This is a genomic window from Roseivivax marinus (assembly GCF_900109705.1).
Classification (GTDB): Bacteria; Pseudomonadota; Alphaproteobacteria; order Rhodobacterales; family Rhodobacteraceae; genus Roseivivax; species Roseivivax marinus.
This window is the reverse complement of sequence record NZ_FOAI01000013.1, coordinates 23,925-42,399: the sequence shown is the minus strand read 5'-3', so window position 1 is coordinate 42,399 and position 18,475 is coordinate 23,925. Positions and strand designations below refer to the sequence as shown.

The following is an 18,475-nucleotide window of genomic DNA, read 5'->3' as shown; positions in this document are numbered from 1 at the left end:
TAGTGGTGAGATCTGGAAACGGTAGCAACGTTCCGGCTGGATCGTCTCCGGTGGCCAGAGGCCATGTTTTTTGTGGCGTAGGGCCAAAACGAAAAAGGCCCCGGCAATGCCGGGGCCAGAAACGGCGCTCTCTCGCGGATCAGCGGTTCTCGATATCCACGTAGTCGCGTTGCGTGGACCCGAGGTAGAGCTGGCGCGGACGGCCGATCTTGTTCTGCGGATCGCCCAGCATTTCCTTCCACTGCGAGATCCAGCCCACGGTGCGACCCACGGCGAAGATCGGCGTGAACATCGACATCGGGAACTGCATCGCCTCGAGGATGATGCCCGAGTAGAAGTCCACGTTCGGGAACAGCTTGCGGTCGACGAAATAGTCGTCGTCCAGCGCCTGCTTCTCGAGTTCCTTGGCGACCTGGAGCGTCGGGTTGTCCTCGATGCCGAGCAGGTCGAGCACCTCGTCCGCGGACTGCTTCATCACCTTCGCGCGCGGGTCGAAGTTCTTGTAGACCCGGTGCCCGAAGCCCATGAGGCGGAACGGGTCGTCCTTGTCCTTGGCGCGGGCCAGGAACTCGGGGATGCGGTCGGGTGTGCCGATCTCGCGGAGCATCTGCAGGCACGCCTGGTTGGCGCCGCCGTGGGCAGGGCCCCAAAGGCAGGCGATGCCTGCGGCAATGCAGGCGAACGGGTTTGCCCCCGAGGACGACGCCAGGCGCACCGTCGAGGTCGAGGCGTTCTGCTCGTGGTCCGCGTGCAGCGTGAAGATACGGTCCATCGCGCGGCTGAGGATCGGGTCGACCACGTATTCCTCGGCCGGCACGGCAAAACACATGTGCAGGAAGTTCGCCGCGTAGGGCAGGTCGTTGCGCGGATACACGAACGGCTGGCCGATCGAGTACTTGTAGGCCATCGCCGCGATCGTCGGCATCTTGGCGATCAGGCGATGCGAGGCCACCTCGCGCTCGTGCGCGTCGGTGATGTCGGTCGAGTCGTGGTAGAAGGCCGACATCGCGCCCACGACACCCACCATTGTCGCCATCGGATGCGCGTCCCGCCGGAAGCCCCGGAAGAAGTTGTGCATCTGCTCGTGGATCATCGTGTGGCGGGTGATCGTGTTCTCGAAGGTCTCGAGCTGGGCCGCCGACGGCAGTTCGCCGTAGAGCAGGAGGTAGCAGACCTCGAGGTAGTGCGACTTCGACGCCAGCTGGTCGATCGGGTAGCCGCGGTGCAGCAGCTCGCCCTTGTCACCGTCGATGAAGGTGATGGTCGAGTCGCACGACGCGGTCGACGTGTAGCCCGGGTCGTAGGTGAAGACGCCGGCCTGCGCGTAGAGCTTGCGGATGTCGATGACGTCCGGGCCGGCCGTGGGCGAATACATCGGGAGGTCGTAGGACTGCCCGTCGATACTCAGCGTCGCCGTTTTCGAGGAAGAGCTGTCAGCCATGGTCGTGGTCCCTTTCGTCTCTGAAAGGGCGCGAGGCAAGACCCCGGCGCCCATCCGTCAAAACCATCGAGCGATTAAGAGAGTATGACCGAAAGGCGGATCAACTCTCCCCGCTCGCTGCCCGCTCGAGCCGCGCGATCGTCTCGTCGCGGCCCAGGACGAGCATCATGTCGAAGACGCTCGGGCAGGTCGTCCGGCCGGCGAGGGCAGCCCGGAGGGGCCCTGCGAGCTTGCCGAACTTCAGTCCGTGCGCCTCGGCGACGGCGGTGGCGACCGCCTCCAGTGCGTCACGCGACCAGCTAGCATTATGCAGCTGCGGCGTCAATTCTGACAGTATACCTTGGGATACCGGATCGAGGGCCTTCTGCGCCTTCTCGTCCGGAACGGGGTAGGGCTCGGCCAGAACGAAGTGCGCCTTTTCAAGGAGTTCCGGCAGCGTCTTCGCGCGGCCCTTGAGGCAGTACATGGCGCGTGCAAGGCCGTCCCGCTGACGCTCGGTCAGCGGATTTTTTTCGGCGGCCTCCAAGAATGCGTCGATTTCATGCAGCAGCGCAGCATCCTCGGCGCGCGCGATCTGCTGGCCCGAGATGTTGTCGAGCTTCTTGAAGTCGAGCCGGGCCGGGCTGCGGCCGATGCCGTCGAGGTCGAACCAGGCTTTGGCGTCCTCGTCCGAGAAAACCTCGTCGTCGCCATGGCTCCAGCCAAGCCGCGCCAGGTAGTTGCGCATCCCTGCGGAGGGATAGCCCATGACCTGGTATTCCTCGAGTCCCACCGCGCCGTGACGCTTCGACAGCTTCTTGCCGTCGGGGCCGTGGATCAGCGGGATATGCGCGTAAACCGGAACCGGCCAGCCCATCGCCAGGTAGATCTGCATCTGCCGCGCGCCATTGTTGAGGTGGTCGTCGCCGCGGATCACATGGGTCACGCCCATGTCGTGGTCGTCGACCACCACGGCCAGCATGTAGACCGGGGTGCCGTCCGAGCGCAGCAGGATCATGTCGTCCAGCTGGTCGTTGCCGATTTTCACGTCGCCCTGCACGGCGTCCGGGATCACCGTCTCGCCCTCCTGCGGGGCCTTCAGCCGGATCACGTAGGGCGCGTCGGGATGCGTCGCCGGATCGGCGTCGCGCCAGGGCGACCGGAAGAGCGTGGAGCGGCCCTCGGCCCGCGCGGTCTCGCGGAACGCCTCGATTTCCTCCTGCGTGGAGAAACACTTGAAGGCGTGGCCCGCGGCCAGCATCTCGCGCGCGACCTCGGCGTGGCGGTCGGCGCGGGCGGCCTGGCTGACAACCTCGCCGTCATGGTCGAGGCCGAGCCACGACAGTCCCTTGAGGATCGCGTCCGTCGCCGCCTGGGTGGAACGCGCCCGGTCCGTGTCCTCGATCCGCAGCAGGAACTTGCCGCCGCGGCCGCGCGCGTAGAGCCAGTTGAACAGCGCCGTCCGCGCGCCGCCGATGTGCAGGTAGCCCGTGGGCGAGGGGGCGAAACGGGTGACGACGTCCTGGGACATGAAGCCGGTGTTAACCTTTTTCTAACCGCGGTCGGAGAGGAATGGCGCACCCTTAGCGACGCGGGCAGGGAAGGACAAGCATGGGCGGCGCGTGGCGGCTCTTCGCTCTCTCGCGGCAGGAGGGACACCTGTTTCCGTGGGTTCCGGTCTGCCTCGCGACAGGGATCGGGTTGTATTTCGGTCTGCGGGTCGAGCCGCCGGTCTGGGCACTGGCAGCGCTTGGCCTCGCGGGCGCTGTCGGCCTCGTCCTTGCGCGTTTCGCGCACGGCTGGCTGCGGATCGGGCTGACAGCGCTGGCGCTGGTGACGGCGGGCACTGCACTCGCGGGCGCGCGGGCGCATCTCGTGGCGGGGCCGGTGCTCGATTTCCGGCATTACGGCCCGGTGGAGGGCCGGGTGGTGGGCATCGATCGCTCGGCCTCCGACGCGGTCCGGTTGACGCTCGACCGGGTGCGGCTCGACAGGGTGGCCCCGTCTGAGACGCCGCGCCGGGTGCGGGTGTCCCTTCACGGCGCGCAGCGCTGGCTTGATCCCGCGCCCGGACAGACGGTCATCCTGACGGGCCACCTCTCGGGGCCCGCGGGTCCGGCCGAGCCGGGGGGCTTCGATTTCCAGCGTCATGCGTGGTTTCTCGGGCTGGGCGCGGTGGGTTACACGCGCACGCCGGCCTTGCTGCTCGAGCTGCCGGACGGCGCGCTTGTCGTCTTCGCGGCGCGGCGCGCGCTGGCGGCGCGGGTGCAGGACCTTCTGCCGGGGCAGACGGGCGCGGTGGCGGCGGCGATCCTGACCGGCGACCGGAGCGCGGTCGCGCGCGGCACGCAAGAGGATCTCCGGGCGGCCAACCTCGCGCACCTCCTTGCGATCTCCGGATTGCACATGGGCCTGCTGGCGGGCGTCGTGTTCGGCGGTCTGCGCTTCGCGCTGGCGCTCTGGCCCGCCGCCGCATTGCGGGCCCCGGCAAAGAAGATCGCGGCCGCAATAGCACTCGTGGCCGCCGCGGGCTACCTCGTCCTCTCGGGCGGCAACGTCGCGACCGAGCGCGCGTTCGTCATGGTCGCCGTGGCGCTCGGCGCGGTTCTTTGCGACCGTCGGGCGCTGTCGCTGCGGGGCGTCGCGCTGGCGGCGCTGGTCGTCCTCGTTCTGCGGCCGGAGGCGTTGCTTGGCCCCGGTTTCCAGATGTCCTTCGCCGCAACCACGGCCCTCGTCGCGGCCTTCGGAGTCCTGCGCGACGCAGGTCTGCAGGCGCGCTGGCCCGCCTGGACGCGGGGGCCGGTGTCGCTGGTCGTATCCTCGGCCGTCGCCGGTGCGGCCACGGCGCCGGTGGCGATGGCGCACTTCAACATGGTGTCGCATTACGGGCTGGTCGCGAACCTACTGGCGGTGCCCCTCATGGGCACGGTGGTGATGCCGGCGGGCGTGGCGGGTCTGGCGCTGATGCCTCTCGGTCTCGGCTGGATCGGGTTCGGGGTCATGGGCGCGGGTCTCGAGGCGATCCTGCGCATCGCCGAGGAAGTCGCGGGCCTGCCGGGTGCCGTGGGGCACGTGCCTGCACCCCCGGCCACGGTGCTGCCGCTGATGGCGGCGGGCGGGCTCGTTTGCCTGCTCTGGCGGGGGGCGGGACGGCTCGCGGGTCTGGTCCCTGTGGGCGTGGCAGTCGCGCTTTGGGCCGGGGCCGAGCGACCGATGGTTCTGATCTCGGACACGGGTCGTCTCGTCGGCGTCCTGTCGGACGCGGGACGGGCGCTCAGCCGCGAGTGGGGCGAAGGCTTCGTTGCCGGCATCTGGCTCGAGAATGACGGTGCGCCGGTGCCGCAGGAGAGGGCGGCGGCACGCTGGAACCCGTCCGGGATGCCGGTTCAGACGGACGGCGGACGGATTTTCCACGTTCGGGGCAAGCGCGAGACCGCAGCCTTCGGGGGATGTGACCAAGGGGACATCGTGGTCACCGATGCCCGCCGCGCCGATTGGTCCTGCGCGGTGATCTGCGGCGCCTCGCTTCGCCGGAGCGGGGCGGTGGCGTTATTTCGCGAGGGATCGGGACTGCGCCGTGTCGGCGTGCGCGATCGCACTGGCGACCGCCTGTGGAGCGCGTGGCCGCAAAACACGGCGTATGGCGCCGAACGGAGCAGGTTCGATGCGGATACCGAACTCTGTGCCGTGCTGGAGGAGGCACGGCTGTCGCCAGGTATGATCCGTCAAGCGACAGGTCGGTAAGCGTGCAGCTCGGAGTCACCGGTGCTGGGCCGCCGCGCGGTGACCGACGCGGCATACCCTCTGTTGGATCGTGCGAGCACCGCGACGGCGCCGACCAGTGAAGGAGGGGCATGCGTCGCGATCGGTCCAACGCGCGAGCCGCGCCTTGCACAGTTGTCCGGCGCGCGGGGGGGGGAGCTCTCAAGAACGCGGCGAAGACCGACCCGGCAGCGCAGTCACCCGACGTCGCCGCGCCGGTTCGCCCGCCAGCCACTCAGTACGTGCGGATCAGGCCGACCAGTCGTCCCTGCACCTTCACCGAGCCCTTGGGAAGAACCCGCGGCTCGTAGGCGGGGTTCGCGGCTTCGAGCACGATGGCGTCGCCGCGCTGGCGGAACCGCTTGAGCGTAGCCTCGTAGCCGTCGACCTGAGCGACAACGATGTCGCCGTCGCCGGCATCGCCGGTCTCGCGGATCACCACGACGTCACCGTCGTTGATGCCTGCATCGATCATCGAGTCACCTTGCACCTCGAGCGCGTAGTGACGCCCGCGGCCCGACAGCATCTGCCCCGGCACCGCGATGCCCGGCGGATTGTCGTCGATCGCCTCGATCGGACGGCCCGCGGCGATGCGGCCGAGGACCGGGAGTTCGCTGGCATGAAGGGCCTCGACCGGTTGGGCGTTCGCCGGGCGCGCGTCCGGGCGGCCGCCGTCAACGACACGGGGAGAGAAGCCAGCAGGTTCGCCCCCAAGGCTTTCGGGCAGCTTGACGATCTCGATGGCGCGGGCGCGGTGGGCGAGGCGCCGGATGAAGCCCCGCTCCTCGAGCGCGGTGATGAGACGGTGGATGCCGGATTTCGACCGCAGGTCCAGCGCCTCCTTCATTTCGTCGAACGAGGGCGGCACGCCGTCGCGCGAGACGCGCCTGTTGATGAAGTCGAGAAGATCGAGTTGCTTCTTGGTCAGCATGTCCGCCGCCCCGTCCTGGGTCTGTCACTCCGTGTTCTATTCATGTTCACTATTTGTGTCAAGGCGTTCTGCTATTCTTCCGGATTGCGGCGCCCTGTCCTCTGGCGTTCGGCCGCGTGACGCGACATGAGTTTCGCATCCCGGCGCAGGACGCCGCAAGGAACGGAGGCCAGAGATGGAATTGTCCACACCCACCGAGTTCACCCCGTGGCTGTCGCTGGGCGGCGGCATCCTGATCGGGCTGAGCGCCGTTATCGTGATGGCGCTTTTCGGCCGCATCGCTGGCATCTCGGGCATCACCACCGGCGTCATGGGCGCGGTTGTGCCCATGCAGAGCTCGGCCTCGGACCGCGACTGGCGTATCGCCTTCGTGGTGGGCCTTGTGACCGCGCCGATCCTCTACGCCATTGTGACGGGCGGCTGGCCCGAGCAGACGGTGCCGTCTGCGCCGCTCGGCATGATCGCGGCCGGCCTGATCGTCGGCGTGGGTACCGCGCTCGGCTCGGGGTGCACGTCCGGCCACGGTGTCTGCGGCCTCGCACGTCTTTCGCCGCGCTCTCTCGCGGCCGTGGTCACATTCATGGCGACGGCGGCCATCACCGTCTTCGTCCTGCGTCACGTGATCTGAGGAGGGAAGGGCCATGAAATTGATCGCAGGCTTCGCCGCCGGGCTCGTCTTCGGCCTCGGGCTGGTGATATCCGGCATGTCGAACCCGGCCAAGGTTCTGAATTTCCTCGACGTGTTCGGCACGTGGGACCCGAGCCTCGCCTTCGTCATGGGGGGCGCCACGGTGACCACCTATATCGGCTACCGGCTGGTGTGGAAGCGCCCCGCGCCGGTGCTGACCGAGGGCTTCCAGATACCGACGAACCGAACCATCGACGCCAAGCTCCTGACCGGGGCCGCGCTGTTCGGACTCGGTTGGGGGATCGGCGGCTTCTGCCCCGGACCGGCGTGGACCGCGCTGCCGATGATGGCACCGGGCACGCTGCTCTTCATTCCGGCGATGCTCGTGGGGCTCTGGCTTGGCGGGTGGCTGAGCGCGGGCGGATTGCGCGGCTCGGCGCGGCCCGCCTGATCCACCTGGTCCCGGCTGCGCCCAGAGGCGTCGCGCAAGCCGCTATCCGCGACGTCTTTTTCGTGACCCGAAGGGCGCGCGTCTCGAAGGCTGCGCCGGGGCCCTGATCTGGGCGCGATACGGGCCGCGTTCGCGGCGACCTGTCCCGGAGTCGAAGCGCATCGGCCAACTGCGCCGGTGATCAGCAAGCAGTTCCGCCCCGTACGGTCCGGGGCGCCTACGACACGAAGTTCCCGTGCTGGACGCCCTGACCGCAGTGGTCTCGGAATGCCGCTCTGGATGTGGGGTCAGCTTTTTTCGCATCGGGGGTGTCGCTCGTGGTCCTCCACCTCGCGCGGGCCCGCGCAACCGTTTCCCGGCAATCTGCGTTGATCCTTTGACTTCAGGAGGACCGTCATGGCTTCGCGTGCCGTCTGGAAAGGGCAAATCCGCCTTTCGCTCGTCTCAATTCCGGTCGAAATCCATTCCGCGACCCGCAGCGGGGCGCGGGTGCGGTTCCGGCAGATTCACGGCCCCTCGGGCAAGAGGGTGCGCTACGAAAAGACCGTGCCCGGCGTCGGCCCGGTCAAGGCGGACGACATTCTCAAGGGCTACGAGCTGGGCGACGACGAATACCTGCTGCTGGAGCCTGACGAGATCGACGCGATCAAGCTCGAGACGAAGAAGACGTTGGAGTTGGTGCAGTTCGTCGGCACGGACGAAATCCCGCCGCTTTACTACGACAAGCCGTACTATGTGGTACCGACCGACGATTTGGCCGAGGACGCCTACCGCGTCGTGCGCGATGCGCTGCGGCAGACGAAGAAGGTCGGGCTCGGCCAACTGACCATGCGGGGCAAAGAATACCTCTGCGCGCTTCGGCCCTGTGGGGACGGCATCCTGCTGGAGACGCTGCATTACGCGGACGAGATCCGAGAGGCCGATCCGCTGTTCTCTGACATCGAGGATGACGCCGCAGACGACGAGCTTCTCGACGTTGCGACAGAGCTGATCGAGCGCAAGAGCGATACGTTCGACCCGGAGGCCTTCGAGGATCGCTACGATCAGGCGCTGCGCGAATTGATCGACACCAAGCGCAAGGACCGCAAGTCGCCCCGCGCCAGGACCGGCGGTGACGACAGCGGCGGCGCGAAAGGCGACGACAACGTGGTCGACCTGATGTCGGCGCTGAAGAAAAGCCTCGACTCCGACGGCAAGTCAGGGCGCAAGCGGAGTTCCTCGGGCTCCAAGTCCTCCGGGTCGTCGTCGTCTCGGTCGAAGTCGTCGGGTTCAAAATCGTCCGGGTCCAAGTCGTCCTCGAAGGCGAAATCCTCGGGCTCGAAGTCAAGCTCCTCGTCCTCGGGTGGAACCAAGAAATCCGCGTAATGGACCGGCTCTACCGCTATATCGAGAAGCGCGACTTCGACCGGACGCCCGAGCCGCGGGACGGGGGCGCCGCCCACCTCGCGCCGCGTTACTCGATCCAGAAGCACGACGCCACGGCCACGCATTTCGATCTGCGTCTCGAATGGGACGGCGTGTTGCTGAGCTGGGCAGTCACCAAGGGGCCGTCCTTCCAAACCTCGGAAAAGAGACTGGCGGTGCGCACCGAGGACCACCCGCTGTCCTACGTCGATTTCGAGGGGACCATTCCCAAGGGCAACTACGGCGCAGGCACCGTGATGTTGTGGGACATCGGTCACTGGGAACCGCTGATCCCGGTCGAGAAGGCGCTGAAGAAGGGGCATCTCGAGATGCGCCTTCACGGGGCGCGCCTGTCCGGCGACTGGCACCTCGTGCGGATGAAAACGAAAGAGAAGCGCGAAAACTGGCTGCTCATCAAGAGCGACGATGATGCCGCGGGCGCGCGCGAGCCGGTGCGGCGCTACCGGCGTAGCGTTGCGACGCAACGCACCATGCGCGAGATCGCCTCGGACGCCCAGGCGGTCGACGCGCACGAGGGCGCCCGTCCGAAATCGTCGAAGCCGCAGCTCGCCACTCTGGTTGACGAAAGTCCGGACGGCGACGGCTGGTGGCACGAGCTGAAATTCGATGGCTACCGCGCGCTGGTGGCGCTGGGGCAGGGCGGCCCGCGCATCTTCACCCGAAACGGCAAGGACTGGACCGACCGGTTCGAGAGCCTGCTTCCCGCTTTCGCCGAGATCGACTGCGGCTCCGCGCTGCTGGACGGAGAGATCGTGGCGGGGGCAGGCCTCGACGGCTTTTCCTCCCTGCAGAAGGCGCTTTCGGCAGGCGGGCCGTTCCGGTTCTACGGTTTCGACGTGCTCTCGCGCGATGGTACCGACCTGACCGGCAAGCCGCTGCATGAACGCCGCGACGCTCTCGAGGAGATGTTCGCCCCGGTGCCGCTGCTCGGGCCGGTTCAGCTATCCCCCGTGATCGAGGAGGACGCGGACGAGGTCCTTGAACGGGTCTGCGCGGCCGGGGGCGAGGGTCTCGTCGCCAAACGCACCGATGCTCCCTATCGCGGCACCCGCACGAAAGCCTGGCGCAAGATCAAGTGCACCCGCCGCGACGAGTTCGTCGTGCTGGGCTGGCAGGAGAGCGACAAGAAGGGCCGTCCCTTCGCGTCCCTCGCCCTTGGCGCGCGCGACGGCGAAGGCTGGTGCTACGTGGGCAAGGTCGGCACCGGCTTCGACGGCGACCAGATGGACGACTATGCCAGCGCGATGCGCCCCCTCGCGCGCAAGACCCCGCCGGCCGAGGTGCCGCGCAGCGAGGCCCGGGGCGTGCACTGGGTCACCCCGCGCATCGTGGTGGAGGTGAGCTATTCCGAGCGCACCGACGACGGCCATCTGCGCCACGCCGTTCACGAGGGCCGGCGCGAGGACAAGCCGGCGGGCAGTGTCCGGCTGGAGGAGGATCGAATGAGCGATGGCGACAAGCGTATCGACGTGGCGGGGATCTCGGTCTCGTCGCCCGACCGCGAGGTCTTTCCCGGCGCGGGCTGCACCAAGCTCGACGTCGCGCGCTACTACGAGGACATGGCCGACCGGATTCTCGAAACGGCGGCCGACCGTCCGCTGTCGCTGGTGCGGCTGCCGGAAGGTCTGGAGGGTGAGCGGTTCTTTCAGAAGCATGCGGGCAAGGGCTTCCCCTACGCGATCGAGCGGATGGAGATCGAGGAATCCGACGGCGACCGCGCCGACTACATGTACGTGATGGATGCTGCCGGTCTCGTCGGCGCGGCGCAGATGGGGGCATTGGAGCTGCACATCTGGGGCAGCCGCCGAGACCGGCTGGAGCGGCCCGATCGCATGGTCTTCGATCTCGACCCCGACGAGGGGTTGGGCTTCGACGAGGTGCGCGACGCGGCGGCGGAGATGCGCGAGGTTCTGGACGACCTCGGCCTGCCGTCGTGGCCGCTTCTGACCGGGGGCAAGGGCGTACATGTCGTCGTGCCGCTCAGGCGCAGCGCCGGGTGGGATACGGTCAAGCTGTTCTCGCGGCTCGTGGCGACCCTGATGGCGACCCGCGCTCCGGACCGCTACGTGGCGCAGATGTCCAAGGCAAAGCGCAAGGGCCGCATCTTCATCGACTGGTTGCGCAACGAACGCGGCGCGACCGCCATCGCGCCGTTCTCTCTGCGCGCGCGGCCCGGTGCGCCGGTCGCGGTGCCGGTGTCGTGGAAGGAGCTGGCGCGCCTCGATAGCGCGCAGGCCTTCGACATTTCCTCCGCGCGCGAACGGGACTGGAGCGTGGCAGACATCCCGGCCGCCGTGGGCATCTCGGAGGACCGGGTGGAGCGGCTCGAACAGGCGCTCGAAAAGGCCCGGGACGACTGACGGACCGCACCGTCCGTCGCGTCGGACGCCGCCTCACGTTCCGGCGACCGGGCCGCTCGCGCTTTGACAGCTTCGGGCGGCGGTGCCATGATCGTGCGACCCAGCAAATCGATGATCGGCCCGTTCAGGCGACGCGGCCCCAAGGGAGGGATCGATATGTGCCAGGTCTTCGCAGGACAGGACCCCGACCGCTACAGCTCGACCACGCGGCGGCTGCGCCTCAACGGCCTCAGCACCAGCATCCGGCTCGAGAACGCCTTCTGGGCCACGCTTGACGAGATTGCTGCGGGTGAGGGCGTGTCGACGCCGGCCTTCCTGTCCACGCTGCACGACGAGGTGCTTACCCTCAAGGGTGAGCCCGAGAACTTCTCGTCCCTGCTGCGCACCACCTGCCTGATCTATCTCGGCCAGCGCGCGCCCGAGCCGCTGATGGCGGCCGAGTGATCTACGACCTTTGGCGATGACGGTGTAGTATCGCGCTACTACCCGCGACCGCCCCGTCCCGGCGTATCCTGTGAGCGACACAACTCACAGGAGGGCGCATGGCCAAGGCCATCCACAGCATGATCCGGGTCCTGGACGAGGACCGCTCGGTCGAGTTCTACCGCAAGGCCTTCGGGCTCGAAATCGCGGACCGGCTCGACTTCGAGAACTTCACGCTCGTCTACATGTCGAACGCGGAGTCCGACTTCGAAGTTGAGTTCACGGTCAACAAGGGCCGGACCGAGCCCTACGACCTGGGCGACGGCTACGGCCACCTTGCCGTTTCGGTCGAGGACCTCGACGCCGAACATGCCCGGTTCGAGGCCGAGGGCCTGTCCCCCCGCAAGCTCGTGGAATTCGCGCCCGACGGGAAGCTCGTGGGCCGCTTCTTCTTCGTGGCCGACCCTGACGGCTACGAGATCGAGGTGCTCGAGAGGAGCGGGCGCTTCAAGTGACACGACTTTGACGACGGCCCGTCCGGAGCCGCGATCCGGGCGCACAAAATAGGGAGGAGGACCCCATGACGGAGACCATGTCTCTGAAGGCGCTGACCCGGCGCCAGCTTCTGACGCGCGGTGCCGCGGCGGGGGCGAGCTTCGTGATCGGCACGGGCTTCGTGGCCGGCCGGGACGCGGCCTGGGCGACCGAGATGGACGCGCTCAAGCCCGAAACGATGGCGACGCTGATCCAGATGGCGCGCGACATCTACCCCCACGACAAGGTCGGCGACCAGTATTACGCGGCCGCCGTCAAAGGCTACGACGTCCCGCAGGAGGTCGACTTCGTGCAGGCGGGGATCGACATGCTGAACGACACCGCGTCGCAGAAAGGCTTCGGCACGTATCTCGACGCCGGCTGGGAAGACGACCGCGTCGCCATCCTGCGCGAGATCGAGGGGACGGACTTCTTCCAGCGCATCCGCGGTGGCCTCGTGACCGGCCTCTACAACCAGAAAGAGGTGTGGCCGATCTTCGGCTACGAGGGCGAGTCGTACTCGAAGGGCGGTTATCTCTACCGCGGCTTCGACGACATCTCGTGGATCTGAGGCAGGGGAGGACCGAACAATGGCTGCACCTTTCGACATGAACGACGACAGCGTCGTCGTCATCATCGGCACCGGCGCCGGCGGCGGCGTCCTGGCCAACGAGCTTGCCCAGAAAGGCATCTCGGTGGTCGCGCTGGAGGCAGGCGGGCGCTACCTGCCCGAGGACTACATCAACGACGAGTGGGACAGCTTCGGCCAGTTGGCCTGGACCGACACCCGCACCACCTCCGGCGAATGGCGGGTGAGCGAGGACTTCCCGAACCTGCCCGCGTGGATCGTGAAGGCGGTGGGCGGCACGTCCACCCACTGGGCCGGCGCATCGCTGCGCTTTCAGGACCATGAGTGGAAGGCCCGCACGACCTATGGCGAGGTCGAGGGCGCGAACCTGCTCGACTGGCCGATAGACGGCACCGAGATGGCGCCCTTCTACGACCGCGCCGAGAAGAAGCTGGGCGTGACCCGCACCAACGACATTCCCGGACTGCCTGGAAGCAACAACTACAAGGTGTTCGAAGCCGGCGCGAAGAAGATCGGCTACAAGGAGGTCCATACCGGCCGCATGGCGATCAACTCGGTCGAGCGGGACGGACGGATGGCCTGCCAGCAGACCGGCTTCTGTTTCCAGGGCTGCAAGTGGGGGGCCAAGTGGTCGGCGGCCTACACCGACATCCCCGCCGGCGAGGCCACGGGCAATCTCGAGGTTCGCACCAAGGCCCATGCCGCGCGCATCCTGCACGACGACGCGGGCCGGGTGACCGGTGTGGAGTATTTCGACGAGAACGGCGACCTGCAGATGCAGAAGGCCCGCGTGGTCTGCGTGGCCGGCAACTCGTTCGAAAGCCCGCGGCTCCTGCTGAACTCCAGCTCGTCCATGTTCCCCGACGGTCTCGCGAACTCCTCGGGGCAGGTGGGCCGCAACTACATGCGTCACACCACCGGGTCGGTCTACGGCATCTTCGAACAGCCGGTGCACATGTATCGCGGCACCACCATGGCCGGGATCATCCAGGACGAAGCCAAGCACGATCCGTCGCGCGGTTTCGTCGGCGGCTACGAGCTCGAGACCCTGTCGCTGGGCCTGCCGTTCATGGCGGCGTTCCTCGATCCGGGCTCGTGGGGGCGGTCGTTCACCACGGCGCTCGATTCCTACGAGAACATGGCCGGCATGTGGATCGTGGGCGAGGACATGCCGCAGGAGGCCAACCGCGTCACCCTGTCGGATGCCGAGGACGGCTTCGGCCTGAAGGTCGCCAACGTGAACTTCACCGACCACCCCAACGACACCGCCATGCGCAATCACGCCTACCAGCAGGGCATGGCGATCTACGACGCGATGGGCGCCACGCGGACGATGCCGACGCCGCCCTATCCTTCGACCCACAACCTCGGCACCAACCGCATGTCCGAGCGGCCCGAGGACGGAGTTGTGAACGCCAATGGCCGCGCCCACGACGTGCCGAACCTATACGTCTCGGACGGCTCGCAGTTCACGACGGGCGCCGCCGAGAACCCGACCCTGACGATCGTCGCGCTGGCGATCCGGCAGGCCGAGCACATCGCCGGGGAGCTCAACCGCGGCAACCTGTGACGCGGTCGCAGCAGCCCCGTACACCACGCCCCGCCGGGACACCGGCGGGGTTTTCTGCATCCCGCGTGCCGGTTCTGAGTGAAGCGATTTGCCGTCGAAAATCGCCCCGATCGGCCGAGCCGGGCGCCGGCCGACCGGTACGAACTGACAGGTTTGAAGAATTTTCGGGCGCCACTCTGCGCGAAGAGATTGCCCCAGTCCGTTGAAACCGTGATCGAAGTCACGCGTCCGACCTTACCCAGCGTCAAAAAGGCAAGATTGCGGAGCTTCTTTGACCCTTGAACTGACTTTGGCTCCGTGGCCTCAATAATTCGTTAACTTTTCATTTATTGTTTCGCGGAGATTTTTATGGCCAGCGTCATTTCCGTCACGCCCACGTCTGCCGTCGAGAATACCGGGTTCGGCGGGCTCCTTCGTTTCGATGTGTCCCTCTCCGAGGCCGGAACGGATGCCATCACCGTAGATTACAGGCTCTTGGCCGGAACGGCGGACGCGCAGCGCGATATCGCTGATGCCAAGGGCACGGTGACCTTTGCCCCCGGCGTCCTGTCCCAGACCATCGAGGTGCGCGCGACACGCGACGGCATCGAAGAGCCGGACGAGTCGGTGGTCATGGAGTTCTACGACCCGGTGGGCGCGACTCTTTCCGGCAATTCCGAGACCCTGAAGGTCACGAACTTCATTCTGGACGACGACGGCACCGGCAACGACCGGGCGCTCTTCGTGTCGTCGCCGGTCATCGTCGAGGGGGATGGCGGCACACGGCAGGCCGTGTTCGACGTGACCATTTCCGAGCCCTACGGCGCGACCAAGCTGTTCGACTGGCGTACCGAGAATGCCAGCGCGACGGCCGGATCGGATTACACCGCCAATTCCGGCCAGGTGCGGTTCGCCGCGGGCGAGACCACGCGCCAAATCCGGATCGACGTCAGCGGAGATACCGCCGTCGAGACCAGCGAGCAGTTTCGCCTCGTGGTCGAAACCGACGGCACCATCGCGGACGGCGGCATCGGGGCGACCGGCATTGCAACCATCCTCGACGACGACACCGGCGCGCCGACGATCACGCTCGAGGGACAATCCGTCGGCGAGAATATCGGGTTCGGCGGCGAGCTTGTGTTCACCGTGCGCCTGTCCGAGCCATCGAACGACGCGGTGACGGTGGACTACCGGACCGTGCCCGGCACCGCGGAAAAGGCATCCGCGTGCAGCGCGACGGCGCCGACGAAGCGGACGAGGCGCTGCAGTTCGAGCTGTTCGATGCGACGGGCGGCGTACTGGCCGGGGGTGGCCATTCGCTGCGGACCACCGCCTTCGTCCTCGACGATGACGGCGCGGGCAACAATCTCGGGCTCTCGGTGTCCTCCCATACCGTCCTGGAGGGCGACAGCGGCACCTCCACCGTGCTGTTCGAGATCTCGATCTCGCGTCCGCAGACCACCCCGATCAGCTTCGATTACGAGACGCAGAACGCAGGCGCCAGGGCGGGCCAGGACTACACCGCCACGTCGGGCACGGTCACGTTCGCGCCGGGTCAGACCACGGCGGTCGTGCCGGTGCGGGTGTCCGGCGACACCGCGTCCGAGATGTCCGAGGCCTTCAACCTGGTGGTCACGCCCACATCCGCTCTGGCGGACGGCGGGCTCGGCGCCGTCGGCACCGCCCTGATCCTCGATGACGACACCGGTGGCGCACAACCCACGCTGACGGTCGAGCCGACCAAGATCGGCGAGAACATCGGCTTCGGCGGGAACCTCAGCTTTACTGCGCGCCTGTCCCAGACCTCGACCGAAGCGGTCACGGTCGATTACCGGACCCTCCCGGCCACCGCGACGAGCGAGGTCGATTACACCCGCACACTCGGCACCCTGACCTTCGCCCCAGGTGAAACGGTCAAGGAAATCGTATTCCGCGCGGCGCGGGACGGCGCGGACGAGGACGACGAAGCCTTCTTCCTCGAGTTCTTCGATGTCGAGAACGCGACGTTCGAGGGCGGCAAGCCCGTACTGCGCGAGACCGGCATCATCCTGGACGATGACGGTGTCGGCCTCGACCGGGCGCTGTTCGTGACCGAGCCGGTGGTGATCGAGGGCGACAGCGGCGCACAGATCGCGCGTTTCGAGGTGACGCTGTCGCGACCCTCGACCGCCACGCTGAACTTCGACTACGCCACCCGCAACGAAAGCGCGGTGGCTGGGCAGGACTACGCCGCCCGGTCGGGAACGCTGACCTTCGAACCGGGCTAGACACAGGCGGTGGTAGACGTGCCGGTGAACGGCGATACCGCGTCGGAGGTCACCAAGTTCTTCTCGCTCGTGGTCACGCCGACCTCGGCGCTGGGCGATGGCGGTCGGGGATCGGTTGCCCGCGCGACGATCGTCGACAACGACGGCAAGGACGGTCTGCCGACCCTGTCGCTGCGTGGAAGCGATGCCCAGGAGAATTACGGCTTCGGGGGCATGCTCGACTGGGTGGTGACGCTGTCCGAGCCGGCCGACGACGAAGTCACGGTGTCCTACCGCACGATCGGCCGCTCGGCCACGGTCGACACCGACTTCCCCTCGACCGTGGGCGAGCTGACCTTCGCGCCGGGCGAAACCTCCAAGACCATCAGTATCCGCGCAAACCGGGATGGGGACGACGAGGCCGACGAGTCCGTGGCGCTCGAGCTCTACGAGCCTTCGGGCGCCGTGCTGGCCGGCGGAGCGCCCACCTTGCAGAAGGCGGTCTTCATTCTCGACGACGACGGGGTCGGTCTGAACCGCGCGATCGTCGTCTCGAACGTCGACGTCGAGGAGCCGACCTCGGGCAGCACCGGCGCAGTCTTCGAGATCAGGTTGTCGCGCCCCTTCGAGACGGCGACCACGATCAACTACGAAACCGTGGCCGGGACCGCGACGGCGGGTAGCGATTTCACCGCGACGTCGGGTTCGATCACCTTCCGTCCCGGGCAGACCGAAGCGGCTGTCGTGGTGCCGGTCCTTGGCTGGTGTCGCCAACGAGGAGGTCGAAGCTTTCTCGCTGTCCCTGTCGGGCCTTCCGTCCACTCTCGCGAGTTCGGGGGCTGGAGTCCGGGGCGAGGCGACGATCTACGACGCCGAGCTGCAGTTGCCGCCTACCGGCGAACTGCGGATCGTCGGGACCGAGCGCGACGGCCAGACGCTGACGCTCGACACCAGCGACCTGAGCGACCCGAACGGACTCGGGCCCTTCTCCTACCAGTGGATGCGGGACGGGACGGATATCGCGGGCGCGACCGGCAGCAGCTACACGCTCGGCCAGTCGGATATCGGACGGCGCGTCTCGGCCGAGGTTAGCTTCATCGACGGTCTCGGCGGAGCCGAAGCGGTGACGGCAGAGACCGGCACCATCGATGTCGCACCACCTACATCGGGCAATGACTCCATCGTCGGCGGTGCGCTGGACGACCGGATCGAAGGCGGCGAGGGCAATGACACCTTGCAGGGTCTGGGTGGGGACGACGGCGTTCTCGGCGAGGGCGGCAACGACGTCCTGCTCGGCGGTGGCGGCGACGACAACATCGCCGGTTCCTCGGGCAACGATTCCATTTCCGGCGGGACTGGCAACGACTTCATCGGCGGCGGCGAGGGCAACGACACCCTGAACGGCGACGACGGCAACGACACGCTCGGCGGTGGCTTCGGCGACGATGAGATTGACGGCGGCACCGGTGACGACGTGGCCGCCGGCGGTCCCGGTGACGACCTGCTGTGCGGCGGCGCGGGCGACGACACCATGGGCGCGTCTTTCGGCTCGGACACCGTGGACGGCCAGGCCGGCAACGACAGCCTCGGCGGCGGGACCGGAACCGACCGCATCTCGGGCGGCGGTGGGTCGGATTCGATCGGCGGCGGCGAGGGCGATGACACCGTTCTCGGTCAGAACGGCAGCGACTTCCTTGCCGGCGGCGGCCGCAACGACGTGGTGCGCGGTGGTGCCGGAAACGACACCATCAATGGCGGCGACGGCAACGACACGCTCGAGGGCGGGGCGGGCGCCGACGTCTTCGTGTGGACCGACGCCGAGGCCGGGGCGGTCGACCTCGTGCTCGACTTCGAGGACGGGGTCGACACCTTCCGCCTCTCGGGCGTCCAGAACGCGCCGGGCACGGGCCTGCAGGGTAGGGTCGATGCGCTCTCGATCACCGATACCGATCTGGGAGGCGTGGCAGGGGTGGAGATGAGCTATCTCGACCAGACCATCCAGGTGCGCGGCGTCTCCGCAGCGGACCTCGGCGTGGAGGACTTCGTGTTCCTCTGACGCCCCCCGATACCCCGGCCGCGGTGCCAGCCGGGGTGTCTTGGTCGGGAGGTAGTGCCGTCGCTTGCGCCGGTAGTGAGGCTGGGCCGGTCGGCGCCGGG

The 18,475-nt window shown here is 67.6% G+C and carries 15 protein-coding genes and 1 pseudogene; 13 read left to right on the top strand and 3 right to left on the bottom strand.

Annotation, left to right across the window (positions count from 1 at the left end):
- Positions 1–139: 139 nt before the first annotated feature.
- Both BMX29_RS15045 and gltX read right to left on the bottom strand, forming a co-directional pair.
- Positions 140–1,441 carry a citrate synthase gene (locus BMX29_RS15045; RefSeq protein WP_043842476.1) on the bottom strand — a complete coding sequence of 434 codons (1,302 nt, stop codon included), beginning with the start codon at positions 1,439–1,441 and terminating at the stop codon, positions 140–142.
- Between the two features lie 100 nt (positions 1,442–1,541).
- On the bottom strand, positions 1,542–2,951 hold the full coding sequence (gltX, locus tag BMX29_RS15040; protein ID WP_092814354.1) for a glutamate--tRNA ligase: 1,410 nt from the start codon (positions 2,949–2,951) through the stop codon (positions 1,542–1,544).
- A gap of 80 nt (positions 2,952–3,031) precedes the next feature.
- On the opposite strand from gltX, the gene BMX29_RS15035 reads away from it, so the two are divergent.
- Entirely contained in the window at positions 3,032–5,164 is a 2,133-nt protein-coding gene (locus BMX29_RS15035) for a ComEC/Rec2 family competence protein (protein WP_092814351.1), read from the top strand.
- Positions 5,165–5,417: 253 nt separating this feature from the next.
- Here the strand turns inward: BMX29_RS15035 and lexA are convergent, their stop codons facing one another.
- Complete coding sequence (gene lexA / locus BMX29_RS15030; RefSeq protein ID WP_092814348.1) at positions 5,418–6,113, bottom strand: transcriptional repressor LexA; 696 nt, start codon at positions 6,111–6,113, stop codon at positions 5,418–5,420.
- Between the two features lie 175 nt (positions 6,114–6,288).
- Here lexA and BMX29_RS15025 point away from each other — a divergent pair, with 175 nt between their 5' ends.
- From BMX29_RS15025 to BMX29_RS19660, 12 genes and pseudogenes are all read left to right on the top strand, one after another.
- A complete protein-coding gene (locus BMX29_RS15025; RefSeq protein WP_092814346.1) occupies positions 6,289–6,741 on the top strand; it encodes a YeeE/YedE family protein in 453 nt (150 codons plus the stop codon).
- A 13-nt stretch (positions 6,742–6,754) separates the two neighbouring features.
- Positions 6,755–7,192 (top strand): DUF6691 family protein, encoded by a 438-nt coding sequence (locus BMX29_RS15020; RefSeq protein WP_092814343.1) that lies wholly within the window; start codon positions 6,755–6,757, stop codon positions 7,190–7,192.
- A 396-nt stretch (positions 7,193–7,588) separates the two neighbouring features.
- On the top strand, positions 7,589–8,557 hold the full coding sequence (gene ku / locus BMX29_RS15015; protein WP_092814340.1) for a non-homologous end joining protein Ku: 969 nt from the start codon (positions 7,589–7,591) through the stop codon (positions 8,555–8,557).
- The gene (gene ligD, locus BMX29_RS15010; protein ID WP_092814337.1) at positions 8,557–10,977 is read left to right on the top strand and encodes a DNA ligase D; all 2,421 of its coding nucleotides are present in this window, start codon (positions 8,557–8,559) and stop codon (positions 10,975–10,977) included. The genes ku and ligD overlap by 1 nt, the downstream gene beginning before the upstream one ends.
- A gap of 156 nt (positions 10,978–11,133) precedes the next feature.
- Positions 11,134–11,421, top strand: a complete 288-nt coding sequence (locus BMX29_RS15005) for a ribbon-helix-helix domain-containing protein (RefSeq protein WP_043842486.1) — start codon at positions 11,134–11,136, stop codon at positions 11,419–11,421.
- 98 nt (positions 11,422–11,519) lie between these two features.
- Positions 11,520–11,915, top strand: a complete 396-nt coding sequence (locus tag BMX29_RS15000; RefSeq protein ID WP_043842488.1) for a VOC family protein — start codon at positions 11,520–11,522, stop codon at positions 11,913–11,915.
- Between the two features lie 65 nt (positions 11,916–11,980).
- Positions 11,981–12,505 carry a twin-arginine translocation pathway signal gene (locus BMX29_RS14995; protein ID WP_043842490.1) on the top strand — a complete coding sequence of 175 codons (525 nt, stop codon included), beginning with the start codon at positions 11,981–11,983 and terminating at the stop codon, positions 12,503–12,505.
- Between the two features lie 19 nt (positions 12,506–12,524).
- Positions 12,525–14,093 (top strand): GMC family oxidoreductase, encoded by a 1,569-nt coding sequence (locus BMX29_RS14990; RefSeq protein WP_092814334.1) that lies wholly within the window; start codon positions 12,525–12,527, stop codon positions 14,091–14,093.
- A gap of 348 nt (positions 14,094–14,441) precedes the next feature.
- Positions 14,442–15,071 (top strand): annotated as a pseudogene (locus BMX29_RS19880) (Calx-beta domain-containing protein); the annotation flags it as partial.
- Positions 15,072–15,298: 227 nt separating this feature from the next.
- Positions 15,299–16,339, top strand: coding sequence for a Calx-beta domain-containing protein (locus BMX29_RS14980; protein WP_092814331.1), 1,041 nt, complete (start codon positions 15,299–15,301; stop codon positions 16,337–16,339).
- Positions 16,340–16,348: 9 nt separating this feature from the next.
- Positions 16,349–17,410, top strand: a complete 1,062-nt coding sequence (locus BMX29_RS14975) for a Calx-beta domain-containing protein (protein ID WP_139197049.1) — start codon at positions 16,349–16,351, stop codon at positions 17,408–17,410.
- On the top strand, positions 17,319–18,374 hold the full coding sequence (locus tag BMX29_RS19660; RefSeq protein WP_092814325.1) for a calcium-binding protein: 1,056 nt from the start codon (positions 17,319–17,321) through the stop codon (positions 18,372–18,374). Before BMX29_RS14975 ends, BMX29_RS19660 begins: the two co-directional genes overlap by 92 nt.
- The last annotated feature ends 101 nt before the right edge of the window (positions 18,375–18,475 follow it).

What these genes read in the sequence shown, in the direction of transcription:
- BMX29_RS15045 (WP_043842476.1), bottom strand. Translation starts at nt 1,441, where the DNA reads ATGGCTGACAGCTCTTCCTCGAAAACGGCGACGCTGAGTATCGACGGG.
- gltX (WP_092814354.1), bottom strand. Translation starts at nt 2,951, where the DNA reads ATGTCCCAGGACGTCGTCACCCGTTTCGCCCCCTCGCCCACGGGCTAC.
- BMX29_RS15035 (WP_092814351.1), top strand. Translation starts at nt 3,032, where the DNA reads ATGGGCGGCGCGTGGCGGCTCTTCGCTCTCTCGCGGCAGGAGGGACAC.
- lexA (WP_092814348.1), bottom strand. Translation starts at nt 6,113, where the DNA reads ATGCTGACCAAGAAGCAACTCGATCTTCTCGACTTCATCAACAGGCGC.
- BMX29_RS15025 (WP_092814346.1), top strand. Translation starts at nt 6,289, where the DNA reads ATGGAATTGTCCACACCCACCGAGTTCACCCCGTGGCTGTCGCTGGGC.
- BMX29_RS15020 (WP_092814343.1), top strand. Translation starts at nt 6,755, where the DNA reads ATGAAATTGATCGCAGGCTTCGCCGCCGGGCTCGTCTTCGGCCTCGGG.
- ku (WP_092814340.1), top strand. Translation starts at nt 7,589, where the DNA reads ATGGCTTCGCGTGCCGTCTGGAAAGGGCAAATCCGCCTTTCGCTCGTC.
- ligD (WP_092814337.1), top strand. Translation starts at nt 8,557, where the DNA reads ATGGACCGGCTCTACCGCTATATCGAGAAGCGCGACTTCGACCGGACG.
- BMX29_RS15005 (WP_043842486.1), top strand. Translation starts at nt 11,134, where the DNA reads ATGTGCCAGGTCTTCGCAGGACAGGACCCCGACCGCTACAGCTCGACC.
- BMX29_RS15000 (WP_043842488.1), top strand. Translation starts at nt 11,520, where the DNA reads ATGGCCAAGGCCATCCACAGCATGATCCGGGTCCTGGACGAGGACCGC.
- BMX29_RS14995 (WP_043842490.1), top strand. Translation starts at nt 11,981, where the DNA reads ATGACGGAGACCATGTCTCTGAAGGCGCTGACCCGGCGCCAGCTTCTG.
- BMX29_RS14990 (WP_092814334.1), top strand. Translation starts at nt 12,525, where the DNA reads ATGGCTGCACCTTTCGACATGAACGACGACAGCGTCGTCGTCATCATC.
- BMX29_RS19660 (WP_092814325.1), top strand. Translation starts at nt 17,319, where the DNA reads ATGCGGGACGGGACGGATATCGCGGGCGCGACCGGCAGCAGCTACACG.